The organism is Curtobacterium phoenicis, from assembly GCF_047238015.1.
Lineage (GTDB): Bacteria > Actinomycetota > Actinomycetes > Actinomycetales > Microbacteriaceae > Curtobacterium.
In genome coordinates this window covers 760,048-776,195 of the sequence record NZ_JBDFLZ010000002.1, presented here as the reverse complement: position 1 = coordinate 776,195, position 16,148 = coordinate 760,048, and the positions used below count along the sequence as shown (strand labels likewise).

Annotated in this window: 12 protein-coding genes; 7 read left to right on the top strand and 5 right to left on the bottom strand. The window is 69.1% G+C overall.

The features are described 5' to 3' along the window. Positions 1-53 precede the first annotated feature (53 nt). Positions 54-884 carry an aldo/keto reductase gene (locus tag ABC270_RS03950; protein ID WP_412879605.1) on the top strand — a complete coding sequence of 277 codons (831 nt, stop codon included), beginning with the start codon at positions 54-56 and terminating at the stop codon, positions 882-884. A 68-nt stretch (positions 885-952) separates the two neighbouring features. Here the strand turns inward: ABC270_RS03950 and ABC270_RS03945 are convergent, their stop codons facing one another. The 3 genes from ABC270_RS03945 to ABC270_RS03935 all read right to left on the bottom strand — a co-directional run bounded on the left by ABC270_RS03945 (position 953) and on the right by ABC270_RS03935 (position 5,298). Next, entirely contained in the window at positions 953-1,420 is a 468-nt protein-coding gene (locus ABC270_RS03945) for a DUF3060 domain-containing protein (RefSeq protein WP_412879604.1), read from the bottom strand. Positions 1,421-1,535: 115 nt separating this feature from the next. Further along, positions 1,536-3,947: a hypothetical protein gene (locus ABC270_RS03940; RefSeq protein WP_412879603.1), complete on the bottom strand. Its 2,412-nt coding sequence runs from the start codon at positions 3,945-3,947 to the stop codon at positions 1,536-1,538. A 205-nt stretch (positions 3,948-4,152) separates the two neighbouring features. After that, entirely contained in the window at positions 4,153-5,298 is a 1,146-nt protein-coding gene (locus ABC270_RS03935; protein WP_412879602.1) for an Ig-like domain-containing protein, read from the bottom strand. Positions 5,299-5,719: 421 nt separating this feature from the next. On the opposite strand from ABC270_RS03935, the gene dnaK reads away from it, so the two are divergent. From dnaK to ABC270_RS03910, 5 genes are all read left to right on the top strand, one after another. After that, entirely contained in the window at positions 5,720-7,585 is a 1,866-nt protein-coding gene (gene dnaK, locus ABC270_RS03930; RefSeq protein WP_412879601.1) for a molecular chaperone DnaK, read from the top strand. A gap of 2 nt (positions 7,586-7,587) precedes the next feature. Continuing rightward, a complete protein-coding gene (locus ABC270_RS03925) occupies positions 7,588-8,235 on the top strand; it encodes a nucleotide exchange factor GrpE (RefSeq protein ID WP_412879600.1) in 648 nt (215 codons plus the stop codon). Between the two features lie 23 nt (positions 8,236-8,258). Next, positions 8,259-9,251 carry a DnaJ C-terminal domain-containing protein gene (locus tag ABC270_RS03920; RefSeq protein ID WP_412879599.1) on the top strand — a complete coding sequence of 331 codons (993 nt, stop codon included), beginning with the start codon at positions 8,259-8,261 and terminating at the stop codon, positions 9,249-9,251. Between the two features lie 123 nt (positions 9,252-9,374). Continuing rightward, positions 9,375-9,785, top strand: a complete 411-nt coding sequence (locus ABC270_RS03915; protein ID WP_412882031.1) for a heat shock protein transcriptional repressor HspR — start codon at positions 9,375-9,377, stop codon at positions 9,783-9,785. Positions 9,786-9,808: 23 nt separating this feature from the next. Beyond that, entirely contained in the window at positions 9,809-10,951 is a 1,143-nt protein-coding gene (locus tag ABC270_RS03910) for a class I SAM-dependent methyltransferase (RefSeq protein ID WP_412879598.1), read from the top strand. 6 nt (positions 10,952-10,957) lie between these two features. On the opposite strand, the gene ABC270_RS03905 is transcribed toward ABC270_RS03910, so the two are convergent. Further along, positions 10,958-13,003: an acyltransferase family protein gene (locus ABC270_RS03905; protein WP_412879597.1), complete on the bottom strand. Its 2,046-nt coding sequence runs from the start codon at positions 13,001-13,003 to the stop codon at positions 10,958-10,960. A gap of 62 nt (positions 13,004-13,065) precedes the next feature. On the opposite strand from ABC270_RS03905, the gene ABC270_RS03900 reads away from it, so the two are divergent. Continuing rightward, entirely contained in the window at positions 13,066-14,565 is a 1,500-nt protein-coding gene (locus ABC270_RS03900; protein WP_412879596.1) for a tyrosine-protein kinase domain-containing protein, read from the top strand. A gap of 199 nt (positions 14,566-14,764) precedes the next feature. On the opposite strand, the gene ABC270_RS03895 is transcribed toward ABC270_RS03900, so the two are convergent. Beyond that, complete coding sequence (locus ABC270_RS03895; RefSeq protein ID WP_412879595.1) at positions 14,765-16,144, bottom strand: hypothetical protein; 1,380 nt, start codon at positions 16,142-16,144, stop codon at positions 14,765-14,767. Positions 16,145-16,148: the final 4 nt, after the last annotated feature.

Below are 16,148 nucleotides of genomic sequence, written 5' to 3'. Positions count from 1 at the left end.
CCGACTGGGAGTTGTCGGAATGCGCGCTGGGCGGCCTTTGGTTGCATGGCGACATGACCGTTCCGAACATCACCCTGAACGACGGCAAGACCATCCCGCAGCTCGGCTTCGGCGTCTTCCAGATCAAGCCCGAGGACACCAAGGACGCGACGCTCGCAGCGCTCGAGGTCGGCTACCGCCACATCGACACCGCCGAGATGTACGGCAACGAGAAGGAGGTCGGCGAGGCCATCGAGGCGTCCGGCATCCCTCGCGAGGAGATCTTCGTCACGTCGAAGCTCAACAACGGCTTCCACGACCCCGAGGCAGCGCTGGAGAACGGCAAGAAGTCGGCCGACCTGCTCGGCGGCTACACCGACCTCTTCCTCATCCACTGGCCGCTGCCCACCGTCTCGGACTTCGTCCCGACGTGGAAGGCGATGGAGGAGCTCTACCGCGCCGGCACCGCCCGGTCGATCGGCGTCTCGAACTTCCAGGCGCACCACCTCAACCGCCTCGCCGCCGAGACGACCATCACCCCGGCCGTGAACCAGATCGAGGTGCACCCGTACCTGACGCAGGAGGAACTGCGCGCGTACGACCGCGAGCACGGCATCGCGACCGAGGCCTGGTCCCCGATCGCGCAGGGTCTCGTCCTCGACGACGAGACCATCACCCGCATCGCGGGCAACACCGGCAAGACCCCGGCGCAGGTCGTGCTCCGCTGGCACATCCAGCGCGGCGACATCGTCTTCCCGAAGTCGGTCACGCGCGCTCGCGTCGAGGAGAACTTCGCGATCTTCGACTTCGAGCTCTCCGACGAGGACATGACCGCGATCACGTCGCTCGACAAGGGTCACCGCACCGGTCCGGACCCGGACACGTTCGACTACGTCCCGGCCTGATCCGGGAGCAACGCGAAGGGCCGGGCGGCAACCACAGGTTGCCGCCCGGCCCTTCGTCGTCGGACTGACTACTTCACCTCGTCGGCCTGGACGACGTTCGAGGTCCCCTCGTCGGTGACCTTCGCCGGCTCGTCACCGGAGTAGAGGACGTCGTTCGCGTTGCCGGTGAGCGAGACGGTCTTGGCCGTCCCGACCGTGATGCGGCTGATGGCGCTCTCGACGATCAGCTCATCGACGTCGCCCAGGTGCACGATCGAGTCGTTGCCCGACACGGTGACCTTCGCGCATGCGCCCTTCAGGGTCACCTCGGTGCCGGACTGATCCACGATCGCGGCCCCGTCGTTGCACGTGACGGTCTTCTTCGCGTCCGGCACCCGGACCTCGGACTGCGGCAGCACCGACGGCTCCGACGAAGCGGAGGCTCTGGGCTTCGAAGTGGTGTCAGACGTCGTGCCGTCAGCTGCCGAGCAGCCAGCGAGCACGGTGGCGAGCGCAGCAGCAGCGAGCGCGGGGATGAGGATCCGGGGAGTACGCACGGCGGCGCCTTTCATTCGGGGTCGGTCGGTGCCAGGGAGATTCGTGACGAGGAGGGCCCGGCCCGGCGCGCCGGACCCTCCGGTGCAGTCACCGCGGACTGCGGTGGTACTGGTGTCACTGGGCGTTGCGGTCGACGGTGAAGAACGCCGCGGTCGTGGACGACTTGCCGGTCTTCGTGACCTGCTTCACCTCGAGACCCGGGTACGAGCCGCCCCGTTCGAGGTCGAACAGCGCCGTCGCACGGAACGTGCCGAACTCGTCGACCGTCGCGGTCGCGACCGTCCTCCGCGAGGAAGCGACCGTGATCTCAGCGCCCGGCGTGGCGGTCCCGACGAACGTCGGACGCAGCACGGTCACGGTCTCGCCTTGCGCCGGAGCCGACAGCGACAGCTCGCGGAACGCCTCGTTCGACACCGTGAACGCGACACGGATGGTGCCCGTGACGGTCCCACGGACCGACTGGACGACGTAGAGGTTGTACGTGCCCGGCGTCAGCGGTGCGTCCGGATCGGTCTTCGCGGCCCACTGCCCGTTCTGCACGGTGCCCGTGGCGACGACCCGCGACGAACCACGAACCGTGATCGTCGCTCCCTCGTGCCCGGTCCCCCGGAACTCCGGCGTCAGCGTGTCGACGACCGCACCAGCGGCCGGGCTCGTCACCGTGTGCGGCGTCACGATCGGGGCGGTCTCACCGATCGTGAACGCATGACGCACCGTCGACGTGAGCCCACCCTTGGCGATCTGATCGAAGTACAGGTCGTAGCTGCCCTTCTGGAGGTCCACCGTGGACGTCGCCGACCAGGCTCCAGCCGTGACCGTGCCGGACGCGACCTCGCGGATCGAACCCCGGACCACGATCTTCGAACCGGTCGCACCGGTTCCGGCGAACGCGATGCGCCCCGGCTCGACGGTGCCGTTCTCGGCCGGCTTCGTGACCACGACCGCAGCGGCGGGCTGCCCGTAGTTCAGCGTGAACGACTTCGCGTCGGACTCGGGAGCGCCCTCCATGACCACGCTGAAGGTGTTCACGCCCGAGGTCGCCTTCGCCGGGTCGATCGGGATGACGTACGCGTCACCCTTCGCGACCGCCCGACCGATCTCGGTCCCCACCGAGTTCCGCAGCACCACCGTCGAACCGGTCGGCGCCGAGCCGAACGCCTCAGCAGGCTTCGTCGAGTCGGCCGCGTTGAACCGGCCGGCAGCGGTCAGCTCGACCGTGTCCTCGCCGGCGTTCACCACGATCGTCTCGGCCTGGACGTTGCCGCCCTTCGACTTCTGCGTGACGGTCAGCTTGTGCTCCGAGGCGTTGAGCTCGATGGTCTTCAAGCTCCAGTTCCCGGTGGGTCGCACGGTCACGGGACCACCCACGCGACGGTCACCCTCGTGCACCTCGACCACGGCATCCGACTCGCCCGTCCCCCGGACGTCGAGCTGACCACCGGGGTGAGCGAAACCGCTCTCAGGGCGATCGATGACGAGTTGCTTGCCGTAGTCGATCGAGAGCGGCGTCTTGCTGGTTCGCTCGCCCTGCAGCGACTGGTATACGTTCAGGTCGTAGCTGCCGCCCTTGTTCGGCGCCGGAAGTTCGACACTCCATGCACCCGTGACCTCGTTCGCGGGTTCCGATGCGACGACCATCTGGTCGTCCTCGTTGAACACCTGCACGATCGCACCGGCCTGAGCAGAACCCGAGAGCGTTACGAGGTCCTCAGCTGCGTCGCCGAACTCATGCTGCACGGTCAGCTCCGCGACCTTCAGCTCGACATCGAGCTCGTACTCGCCCGTCAGCTGCTGGTTCTCGTACTGCAGCAGCTTCACCGGGTTCGATCCGAGCTTCAGGTTGTCGAGCTCGAAGTCCCAAACGCCATCGTCGTTCACGCGAGTGGCATCTTCGTACTCACCATCCCCCCACTGCAGGACAACGTTCGCCCCGGGCTCTCCGCTACCCGTGACGACTGCCGAACGCTCGGTGAAGTTCGTTGAGGTCACGCTGCCGTTGAAGGCCGAGAAGCCGGGTCCGATCGTGACGGGGGTTCCGGAGCCCCGGAACCACAGTGCCGCTGGCGTGGCTCCGGCGGTCAAGTTCGTCAAGTAGTGGTCCGGAGCGACCTTCGGGGTCAGCTTCCCGTCGTCAAGCTGGAACATTTGAACTTCGGAGCCGTCACAGTCCTGGACAACGCCGATGTAACCGCCCGAGGAGAACGTGGTCACGCCGATGCACTTGTCCGAGTTCTCGATGTGCATCTCCCCCCACCGTGCCCCGGGGACGGAGACGGCGAGCGCTTTGGTCAACGCATCGCTTTCATCGAGCGCGGGGATCATGTACTCGGCCCCACTCAAGTTTTGGATGCTGAACCACCGCTCGGAAGTCGCGATCGCGAACTTCGCGTAGGTCTTGTGCGCGGTGTCGGCGTCTTCGTCGGCAAGAGCCGCGCTCGGACCGAAAGAGAGGCCGGTGGCGATGGTGGCGACGGCGAGCGCGGACGCGCCCAAGCCCTTCGCGAGACGCTTGGTCTTGTTGGACATGAGTGTGATCCCTTTCGAGGGGTCGTGCCGCGCGCTGACGTTCGGGACGATCGGGTCGCCCGCGGCTCGCGGTCATCTTCATCGCGGGAGACCCCGCTGCCGTACCAAAATATCACAGACGAACATGACATACAACATAACTGTGAACCCCCCGCGAGCTGGGCCCGACGGCCGCGCCAGGTCCCCGCCCCCGAGGGAGGTGGTGTTACTGGGCGTTGCGGTCGACGGTGAACGGTGCGCTGACGGTCGACACCTTGCCGCTCTTGGTGGTCTGCTTGACCTCGAGGTTGTAGGTCCCGCCGCGGGCGAGGTCGTCCAGGGCGGTGGCACGCCAGGTACCGTCTTCACCGACCGTGGCGGTCGCGACCGTGGTGCGGGAGGACCCGACACGGATCTCAGCGCCCGGGGTGGCGGTCCCGACGAACGTCGGACGCAGCGTCGTGACGTTCTCGTTCTGTGCCGGCGCCGACAGCGTCAGCTCCCGGAACGCCTCGTTCGACACGGTGAAGGACGCACGGATCGTGCCCGTGACCGTGCCACGCACCGACTGGTCGACGTAGAGGTTGTACGTGCCCGGCGTCAGCGGCGCGTCCGGGTCGGTCTTCGCCACCCATTGGCCGTTGACCACGGTGCCGGTCGCGACGACCCGCGACGAACCACGAACCGTGATCGTGGCACCCTCGTGCCCAGCACCCCGGAACTCCGGAGTCAGCGTCTCGAGGACGTCACCGGCACCCGGGCTGGTCACCGTGTGCGGCGTCACGATCGGAGCAACCTGGCCGATCGTGAACGCATGCCGCACCGTCGACGTCAGCCCACCCTTGCCGACCTGATCAAAGTACAGGTCGTACTTCCCGGCCGGAAGCGGCATGTCAGCAGCGTTCGCAGCACTCCACGATCCATCCGCACCGACCCGCGTGCTCGCCACTTCGCGACTCGACCCCCGGACGACGAGCCGGGCGCCGGGTTCACCGGTCCCGCGGAACTCCACGACCCCCGGTTTGACCGTGCTCCCCGGTTCGGGCCTCGTCACGATGACCCGTGCTGCGGGTCGCCCGTAGTCGAGCATGAACGACCTCACCTCCGATCCCGGCGCGCCCTCGATGATGACACCGAAGGTGTTCACCCCCGAGGTCGCCTTCGCCGGATCGATCGCGATCTCGTACGCGTCACCCTTCGCGACCGCCCGACCGATCTCGGGCCCCACCGAATTCCGCAGCACCACGGTCGAACCGTGCGGCGCGGCACCGAACGCCACCGACGGCTTGGTCTCGTCCTCCACGTCGAACCAGCCGGCGGCAGTCAGCTCGACGTCGGCCTCGCCGGCGCTGACGGTCACCGAGACGGTCATCGTGTTCGCCCCCTCGATCGCTGCGTCGCGATGACGCGGTTCTCGCCCGGCTGCAGTTCCGCGTCGACACTCCTTCGCCCGTCCGACACGCTCACGGCGGGGTACTCGTCACCGTTCACGGACAGGGCCACGGAGGATCCGTTCTCCCCGATGCCGCTGACCGCCTGCGGACCGGGTTCGACATCGTCGCCGTCGTCGAACGACGTGATGACCACCGGGTTGCCGTGATCGAGCGCGACAGGGACAGCCCCGGTGTGAAGCATGTGGATAGCTATCCATCAGCCTCATGCAGGAGGGAAGCTGAGTCGTCATGACGCAACTTTGAGCTCCCTGGGTTGACGCGCCTCCCGTCCGGAGTAAGGTTGAGTCCATCGGACGCAAGTCCAACCGACTTCCGCACCAAACGAAGGAGCACCAACACATGGGACGCGCAGTAGGCATCGACCTCGGAACCACCAACTCGGTCGTCAGCGTGCTCGAGGGCGGCGAGCCCACGGTCATCGCGAACGCCAAGGGTCTCCGCACCACGCCGTCGATCGTCGCCTTCACGAAGGACGGCGAGGTCCTGGTCGGCGAGACCGCCAAGCGCCAGGCCGTCACGAACGTCGACCGCACCATCGCCTCCGTCAAGCGCCACATCGGCACCGACTGGAAGGTCGACATCGACGGCAAGCAGTACACGCCGCAGGAGATCTCGGCCCGTACCCTCGGCAAGCTCAAGCGCGACGCCGAGCAGTACCTCGGTGAGGACGTGACCGACGCGGTCATCACCGTCCCGGCGTACTTCAACGACGCCGAGCGCCAGGCCACGAAGGACGCCGGTGAGATCGCCGGCCTCAACGTCCTCCGCATCATCAACGAGCCGACCGCGGCCGCGCTCGCCTACGGCCTCGACAAGGGCAAGGAAGACGAGCTCATCCTGGTCTTCGACCTCGGTGGCGGCACGTTCGACGTCTCCCTGCTCGAGGTGGGCAAGGACGACGACTTCTCCACGATCCAGGTCCGTGCGACCGCCGGTGACAACCGCCTCGGTGGCGACGACTGGGACCAGCGGATCGTCGACTACCTCGTCAAGAAGTTCAAGGACGAGCACGGCGTCGACCTCTCGACCGACAAGATCGCGAAGCAGCGTCTCAAGGAGGCCGCTGAGCAGGCGAAGAAGGAGCTCTCGTCGCAGATGTCGGCGAGCATCCAGCTCCCGTACCTGACGCTCACCGCCGACGGCCCGCTCAACCTCGACGAGACCATCTCCCGCGCGCAGTTCGAGCAGATGACCTCCGACCTGCTCGACCGCACGAAGAAGCCGTTCAACGACGTCATCAAGGAGGCGGGTGTCTCGGTGGGCGACATCGCGCACGTGGTGCTCGTCGGTGGCTCGACCCGCATGCCCGCCGTGGCCGAGGTCGTCAAGAGCCTCACGGGCGGCAAGCAGCCGAACCAGGGTGTCAACCCGGACGAGGTCGTCGCCGTGGGCGCTGCGCTCCAGGCCGGTGTCCTGAAGGGCGAGCGCAAGGACGTCCTCCTCATCGACGTCACGCCGCTGTCGCTCGGCATCGAGACCAAGGGCGGTCTGATGACGAAGCTCATCGACCGGAACACCGCGATCCCGACCAAGCGGAGCGAGACCTTCACGACCGCCGACGACAACCAGCCGTCGGTCGCGATCCAGGTCTTCCAGGGCGAGCGCGAGTTCACCCGCGACAACAAGCCGCTCGGCACCTTCGAGCTGACCGGCATCGCCCCGGCTCCCCGTGGCGTCCCGCAGGTCGAGGTCACCTTCGACATCGACGCGAACGGCATCGTGCACGTGTCCGCGAAGGACAAGGGCACCGGCAAGGAGCAGTCGATGGTCATCTCCGGCGGCTCGTCGCTGCCGAAGGAGGACATCGAGCGCATGGTGCGCGAGGCCGAGGAGCACGCTGCCGAGGACAAGGCCCGCCGTGAGGCGAACGAGCGTCGCAACCAGGCCGAGCAGCTCGTCTACTCGATCAAGAAGCTCATCAAGGAGAACGACGACAAGCTCCCCGCGGACGTCAAGTCCGAGGTCCAGGGCGATGTCGACTCCCTGAAGTCGGCGCTCGCGGGTGAGGACGACGACGCCGTGAAGGCCGCGTTCGACAAGCTCAACGAGTCGCAGGGCAAGCTCGGCCAGGCGATCTACAGCCAGCAGGACGCGGGTGCCGCGGCCGGTGGCGAGCAGCCCGCCGGCGACCAGGCGACGCAGGACGACGAGGACATCGTCGACGCCGAGGTCGTGGACGACGAGGACGACAAGGACAAGAAGTAACGATGACGGACCCGAAGGACAACGTGCCCGAGGAGGGCGAGCCCCAGGTCGAGGGCGACGCCACGAACGCGCAGCAGCCCGAGGACCTCATCGAAGCGGAGGGGCCGGACGTGGAACTCCCCACGGACGGTCCCGCCGCCGGGGGGCCGCAGAGCGACCTCTCCCCGGAGGACGAAGCACTGCTCGCGGACGCAGCCCGCGGCATGGCCGAGGACAAGCTCAGCCCGCAGGACCGCGACCTCGTGGCGGAGATGCGCGCCGACATGCTCCGTGCGCAGGCCGAGCTGGTGAACTTCCGGAAGCGCGTCGAGCGTGACCGCGAGGCCAACCGCGAGGTCGCCATCGCCGAGGTCGTCCGCGCACTCCTGCCCGCGCTCGACGACCTCACCCGCGCCGAGGCCCACGGTGACCTCGCTGAGGGGCCGATGCAGGTCATCGGGCAGAAGATCCGCGGCGGCTTCGAGAAGTTCAAGCTCGTGCAGATCGGCGAGAAGGGTGAGGCCTTCGACCCGAACATCCACGAGGCGATCGTGCAGCTCCCCACGCCGGGAGCGACCGCGCAGACCGTGGCGGACGTCGTCGAGCCGGGCTACAAGCTCGGCGAGCGCGTCCTCCGTGCGGCCAAGGTCGCGGTCGCTGTCCCGGCCTGACCGCGGGAAGGAGGTAGGGATTCATGGCCAGTCAGGACTGGTTCGACAAGGACTTCTACAAGGTCCTCGGCGTCGACAAGACGGCGAGCGACGCTGAGCTGAAGAAGACCTACCGGAAGCTCGCGCGGCAGTACCACCCGGACTCCAACCCGGGTGACGCCGCCGCCGAGGCCCGCTTCAAGGAGATCAGCGAGGCGTACTCGGTGCTGTCCGACAAGGACCAGCGCGCCGAGTACGACCAGGTCCGCGCCATGGGCTCGGGCGCCCGCTTCACCGCGGGCGGCCCGGGCGCCCAGGGCGGCTTCGAGGACGTCTTCGGCGGCATGTTCGGCGGGGGCGGCGGACAGCGCGTCCGGTTCGGTCAGGGCGGCGGAGGCGGCTTCGAGGACATCCTCGGCGGGATGTTCGGCGGTGGAGGCGGCTTCGGACAGTCCACCGGTGGCTACCGCGGCTTCGGCGGTCCCTCGAAGGGCGCGGACGTCACGGCGTCCACGACGCTCGACTTCGCGACCGCGATCGCCGGCGACACGGTCAAGCTCTCGCAGGGCAACGGCCGACCGGTGAACGTCCGGATCCCGGCCGGGGTCGCGGACGGGCAGAAGATCCGCCTCCGCGGGCGCGGGCAGCCGTCGCCCGACGGCGGCGAGGCCGGCGACCTCGTGGTCACGGTCTCGGTCCGGAAGCACCCGGTGTTCGAGCGGGACGGGCTGAACCTCCGCGTGGACGTCCCCGTGACGTTCACCGAGGCGGCCCTCGGCGCGACGATCCAGGTCCCGACGCTCGGCGGAGAACCCGTCAAGCTGCGGGTCGCCCCCGGCACCCCGTCGGGTCGCGTCCTGCGCGTCAAGGGCCGTGGCGTCTCCACGAAGAAGGGCACGGGTGACCTCCTCGCGACCGTGCAGGTCGCGGTGCCCTCCCACCTGTCCGACAAGCAGCGCGAAGCCGTCGAGGCGCTCGCGGCTGCACTGCCCGACGAGGACCCCCGCGAGGACCTCCTCGCCAAGGCGCGCGGCTAGCGCACGCGCGCGGCGCGCATCGAACCGGCCTGGAGGCACGGCGCGGCTCCGTCAGGGAGCCGCACCGGGCCTCCAGGCTGATCTGCACCACCAGACCAACGAGAGGGGCGGTCGATGACCGACATGGACGAGAACTCGCCCGTCTTCGCCATCGCCATGGCTGCCGAGCTGGCCGAGATGCACCCGCAGACCCTGCGGCAGTACGACCGGCTCGGCCTGGTCGTACCGGGCCGTACCCGCGGTGGGTCTCGGCGCTACTCGATGCGCGACATCGCCCAGCTGCGGGAGATCGCGCGGCTCGGCTCCGAGGGTGTGTCACTCGAGGGCATCCGGCGGGTGCTCGAGTTGGAGAACGAGAACCGTGCACTCCGGGCGCGGGTGTCGGAACTCGAGACGGCCCTCGCCGATCAACTCATCAACCGGCCGGGAGCGCGCGTGTTCGCCGCGTCGGCCACCGGAGGGGCCGTGCCCCTGCGTGCCGGTATGCGGCCACAGCGGAACACGCAGATCGTCCTGTGGCGTCCGCCGCGCTGAGCGGCTCTGGGTAGGGTTGCGCCGTGCCACCGGACCTTGCCGACCTCTTCCGCCGTCGCGATGACGACGTGCCGGACCTGATCACGATCGACGGCACCGACCGCTTCATCCTCGACGAAGCACCGCACGTCCACGGCGACGCGCTCCGGCAGCCGGGTGAGGTCGCCGTCGTCGACGACCGCAACGGCGTCCTCACGCTCGGGGTGATCACACTGCACGGCGCATCCGACGTCCGCGTCGTCCAGGACTCCCTGGTCGGAGTGCGTGCACTCGAGGCGAACGCTGGCGTGTTCGGGCGCCGGGGCTTCCACCACCCGGACTCGCTCGAGGGAGCGTTCACCGACGCGCGGCTCGTCCTGCTCCGGCTGTCGAAGTCGAACGACCGGCTCGACGAGATCGCTCGGGCGGTCGCTCGCTGGGCCGCGCCCGACGTCGTGCTGCTGTGCGGTGGGGTGTCGAAGCACATGAACCTCGGGCAGAACGACGTCCTCCGCCGGTACTTCGGCGAGGTCACTGCCTCGCGAGGTCGCGGGAAGTCTCGCCTGCTCGTCGCGCAGGACCCGCTCCGCGCCTCGGCTGTCCGCGCGGACACGTCGAACCCGTGGCCGCGGTCCGTGCACAACGACGAACTCGGGCTGACCGTGGTTGCGCACGGAGGCGTCTTCGCCGGGACGTCGCTGGACCAGGGCACGCGCGTGCTCCTCGACGTCATGGACGACGCTGTGCCGACGGCGAGGACGGCCGTCGACCTCGGGTGCGGCAACGGCGTCATCGCGGTGACCCTCGCCCGCCGCAGGCCGGCGGTCAAGGTCATCGCGACCGACGTCTCGCAGATCGCGGTCGCATCGACCGCGGCCACCGCGGCGGCGAACGGCGTCGCGGACCGCGTGCAGGTCGTCCGGACGGACGCCGGTGACGAACTGCAGGGCGGCTGCGCGCAGCTGGTCCTCTGCAATCCGCCGTTCCACGCGGACACCACGGTGACCACCGACGCCGCCGAGGCGATGTTCCGGAACGCGGCCACGATCCTCCAGTCCGGCGGAGAACTGTGGTGCGTGTGGAACTCGCACCTGCGGTACCGGCCGGTGCTGGAGCGGGTCGTGGGACCGACCCGTCAGGTGACGCGGACCGACAAGTTCACGGTGACGGCGTCGCGCGTCTCCTGACGCGACTCAGCGGGCCTCCGCGACGGCGTCGCCGATCTGCCGCCACAGCGAGCGCGCCCACGCCTCGGTGAGGTGTCCGTGGTCGCGGTACAGGAGGGTGTTGCCTGACACGACGCCGCACCGGGTCGCCGAGCAGAACCAAGCCGTGAGCTCGACGTAGCGGTGACCGGCGTCCTCGGTGGTGCGTCGCTCCGAAGCGACCCAACCGGAGTCCACGCCGACGCGCCGACCGACGGCACAGGCGTCGGTGTCGTCGAGGTTCGCGGAGAGGCACCGTGGGACCGACTCCGCGAACTCCGGTGTGTCGGCGAGCACACTCACGCGCGACCGCTCCGGCAGCGCGGCCAGGGTCCGCCGCAGCCCCTCCCGCCACAGGCCGGTCCGGACCCCTCGATCCGCCTCGTCGGGCGCGTCCACGAGCGGCAGGTGCGCGGAACCGGCGACGAGCACGACGTCCGGCGCCTCGGCCTCGAGTCGCTCCAGCACAGCGGCTCGCCACACGTCACATTCCCGGTAGGGGCGGCCCGATGTGAGGACCTTGACGTCGACCATCGTGCACGCGTTCTTCGTGTAGCCGAGGACCCGGACGCCGCCCCGTCGTTCGGCCCACGCTTCGAGAGCCGGCATCCAGTGCGCGGCGTGCGAGTCCCCCACGAGCGCAACCGTCAGGGCACCGCCGCGGTCTCCGAGCACGCAGGAGTTGACCCTCGTGTCCGAGGACGACTCCACGTGACAGCCTGCGCGTCGGTACGCCGACGTCGTCTCGGTCGCCCGATCCAGCTGCGGGTCGAGCCCGACGGGAACGAAGGGTGTGAAGGTCGGCGGCGCCTCGGGCGTCACGGCTGCGGCGGTGCGGTCCGACGTCAACATGCGTGGGGCGGTGGCCATCCCCGTGCCGAGGACGACAGCGATGGCGACAGCGCTCGCCGCGACCCCGAGCAGGACGGTCCGGACGTCCGATCCACGGACGCTCCGGAACGGCCGCTCGACGTACCGCGTCGTCAGGTGCGCGAGGACGACGGCGGCGGCCAGTGCCGCGGAACGCGCCCAGAGCGGGAGGGGCGTCGCGAGTCCGATCGCCGACTGGGGCAGGACGAGCAGCGGCCAGTGCCAGAGGTAGAGCGCGTAGGAGATGCCGCCGAAGTACTGGAACGGACGGATCCCGAGCAGGGCGACGGGCCCGGACGCGTGGCCGGCAGCTCCGCTCCACACGACTGCCACAGCACCGATGACCGGCAGGAGGACGGCCGTCCCCGGGTACGCGGTGGTCTCGCCGAACGTGGTCGCCGCGAGGAGGATTCCTGCGAGACCCGCCCAACCGATGACCGCGGCAGCGTGGCCCTTGATGACCGCGCCCCGGTGCACCGCGACCGCCGCGACTCCACCGAGAGCGAGTTCCCAGGTACGGGACGGCAAGGAGAAGAAGGCCCACGGCTGCGAGCGGTCGGTCAGGAGTACCGCAAGGGTCAGGGAGAGCCCGACGAGCACCACGACCGTGCCGATGAGCAGAGCGGTCCGCCGACGGTCCGACGAACGGTCACCGAGTCGCCAGACGAGCAGGAGCAGCAGTGGCCAGAGCAAGTAGAACTGCTCCTCGACCCCGAGGGACCAGTAGTGCTGGAACGGCGACGGGGCCGTCCCGGCGAGGTAGTCGGTGCCTTCTGATGCGAAGTACAGGTTCGGGACCGACAGGAGCGACGCCACCGCAGCCTCGACCAGTTCGCCGTGCGCCAGGGGCGGGACGAGCACGAGTCCGGCCACCGCCGTCACGAGAGCGACGACGACGGCCGACGGCAGGATGCGCCGGACACGTCGAGCCCAGAACGCACGGAGGTCGATGCGGCCCCGCTGCTCGAGCTCGCGCACGAGGTGGCCGGTGATGAGGAAGCCGGAGATCACGAAGAAGACGTCGACCCCCACGAACCCACCGCCGAACGCGAGCCGCGCATGCTCGGCGAGGACGAGCACGACCGCGATGCCGCGCAGGCCATGCACATCGAGTCGGAAAGCAGGGGAAGTGCTGGTCATCTCGTCTCCGTCCGGGGCCGTCATGCAAATATTATCATGTGATATATTTACTACGACAACCCGCTCACTCGAGACAGGAATGCGACATGGACACGGCGAACCTCGTGAAGGTGTTCCGCAAGGGATGGCTCCTCATCACGATCGGCATCTCGCTCGGCGGAGGCGCCGGGCTCGCTGCCGCCGAGGTCGCGACGCCCGAGTACACGGCAGCGGTCAAACTCTTCGTCGCGGTGCGCACTCCGGATGCAGCGTCCGCCACCGACGTGTCGCAGGGCAACGCGGCGGCACAGCAGAAGGTCCGCTCCTACGCGGACGTGATCCTGACCGAGAGCATCCTGCAGCCGGTGATCGACGAACTCGGGCTCGACACGACCCCGACGGCACTCGCACGACGGGTGCAGCCGACGATCAACACGAACACCGTCGTGATGACGATCGCCGTCACCGACGAGTCCGCCCGACGGTCCGCGCGTATCGCGGAGGCCATCGGCACGAGCTTCATCCGCGTCATCGAGGGACTGGAGAAGCCGAGCGCTGACGCGACGAGCCTCGTTCGGGCCTCGACCATCCAGAGCGCCGTCGTGCCGGGGGCGCCGTCCTCGCCGAACAAGCCGTTGCACGTCGCCGTCGGACTCGCGCTCGGCGCCCTGCTCGGATTCGGCGCAGCGCTGCTCCGGAGCGTCGTCGACACCCGGGTGCACGGGCCCCATGACGTTGCCGCCGTCACCGACTCGCCGCTCCTCGCCACCCTCGGATTCGACCACGAAGCGAAGCGCCGTCCCCTGATCGTCTCCGCGGACCCGCGCAATCCGCTCGCGGAGGCGTACCGCGCACTCCGGACCAACCTCCAGTTCGTCGACCTCGGGCCGGGCAACGGCAGCTTCGTCGTGACCTCCGCCATGCCCAGCGAAGGGAAGACGACGTCGACCGCGAACCTCGCCATCGCGCTCGCCGAGACCGGTGCGCGCATCGTGCTCATCGACGCCGACCTGCGCCGGCCGCGCATCGCCGACGTCATGGGGATCGAGAACGCCGCCGGTCTCACCGACCTCCTCATCGGGCGGGCCGAGGTGCACGACGTCGTCCAGCCCTGGGGGCGCACCAAGCTCGACGTGCTCCCAGCCGGACTGGTCCCGCCGAACCCGAGCGAGCTCCTGGGGTCGGCCGCGATGCAGGCGTTGCTGGGGCTCCTGACGGAGCAGTACGACCACGTGCTCCTCGACGCACCGCCGCTCCTCCCGGTGACCGATGCCGCGGTGCTCGCGACGATGACCTCCGGCGCCGTCGTGGTCACCTCCGCCCGCAGCAGCCGGACCCCGCAGCTCCGTGCCGCGCTCGACCGCCTCGACCGCGTGGGGGCGTCCGTCCTCGGCGTCGTCGTCAGCATGGTGGCCTTCCGCGGACGCAGGGGTTACGGCGACGCGTACGGATCGGCGTACGGGGCCTACTACGGTGGAGCCGCGACGATCAACCTCGCAGCTGCCACACCGAAGCGTGGACGTCGACTGCGCGACACTGAGACGGGAGGGTTCCCGGTCGCCCCGGCGGTACCGACCCGGTCGCACACGGACGGTTCCGCGAACTGAGGACCGGTCTGCCCTGCCCAGCGGACGCGCTCGGCAGGGCAGACGCGTTCGGTCGGTCAGGCGGATCCATCCGGCCGCACCGGTCCATCGGTAGGTCGAGCCCGTCCGGTCCGCTCCGTCGATCTGGCAACCCGGTCGGTTCGATCGACCAGTCACGTCCGGTCGGGCCGGTTCCTCGCTCCCGTCAGGTCAGCGCCGCTCAGGTCAGAGCGGTGAAGGTCGAGTTCCGCTCCAGCCCTGTCGCGGCCGACCACGCCGCATGCCGATCGATGCGCTCGGACCGCTGCCAGTGCAGACGTGTGGTCTGGGCGAGCCGGATCGTGTTCGTGTCGCTCGTCAATCCGACAGGGACACGGACGTTCGCGTAGAGGTAGGCGTCCGATGCGCCGGTGAACTCGTTGCCCCGCACAGTGATCTGCGGCTCGACGGCGTCCGAGTAGAAGAGCAGGTGCGCGCCCTTCCCCGCCCTGTCGAGGCGGACACCCGCACTCCAGCTGGAGCCAGCCCGCGATGCGCGGGTTCCTCGGACACTGCACGTCGACATCGTGTCCTTGTCGGGGACGCCGGACGACCAGTACTCGAAGGTCTGCATGTTCCGGTCCGTCACGTTGCCGTTGAACTCGACGTTCGACCACGACGGCCCCGATGCTGTCGCAGGCCCCTGGATCGTCATCGCGGTGTCCCAGCAGTCGACGATCGTGTTGGCGCTGATCAGCACGTCCGCGGCACCGCTCCACACCTGTACGCCGTTGCCCATCCTCGAGACGCCATCGGAGGCGAAGCCTCCTCCGGCTTCGCCGACGATGCACCCCGCGAGCGTGAAACCCTGCGTCCGCACGGCCGAGTTCGCCGTCTGTACCGCATTGCGCCCCGTGCCGAGGAGGGCGAGGTCGCGGACGGTGGTTCCGGAGCGCCCCTCGAGGATCGGTTCGGCCACGGCCAGCCACACCCGTCGGCCACCGGCGCTCGGGTTCTCCGCGCACCGTACCGTGACGACGGACCCGATCGACGTGAACTGCCAGTCCTCGATGAGCGCACTGATCGAAGCCTTCCGGTCACCGTGCAGCGTGCCGCCGACCTTGAGGAACCCGATCTCCGTCGTCCAGGTGCTCACGTGGCCATGGTGCGTCCGTCCGACGTTCCCAGGACTGAGGTCCACCTGCCAGAGCCCGTCGCCGACCTTCCGCCAGCACGCCTCTCCCTGGACGTACTTGTAGGTCGTGATCATCGGGGCCTCGGGTTCGTCGCCCCAGGACTCGAACCGCAGGCCGCGCGTCGACCCGGGCCGGATGATGCCGTGGAAGCGTCTGCCGCGACGGAAGCGCACGGTGCTCCCGGCCGCGACGGCTCCGGACGCGATCGCCTGGTTCACCCTCGCGGTCGTCGCCCAGGGGCGCGTCCGGCTGCCATCGGCGGAGTCGTCACCCGCGGCGGAGTCGACGAAGTACTCCGCGGTGGCCGCGTGCGCCGGATTCGTCCACACGGTCAGTGCTGCCGCAGCCAACCCCGCCGCGCCTCCGGACAGCACTGCCCGTCGACTCAGCCGTGCGGCCGGGGGCTGTTCGTGGTGGTCGTCCATGTCG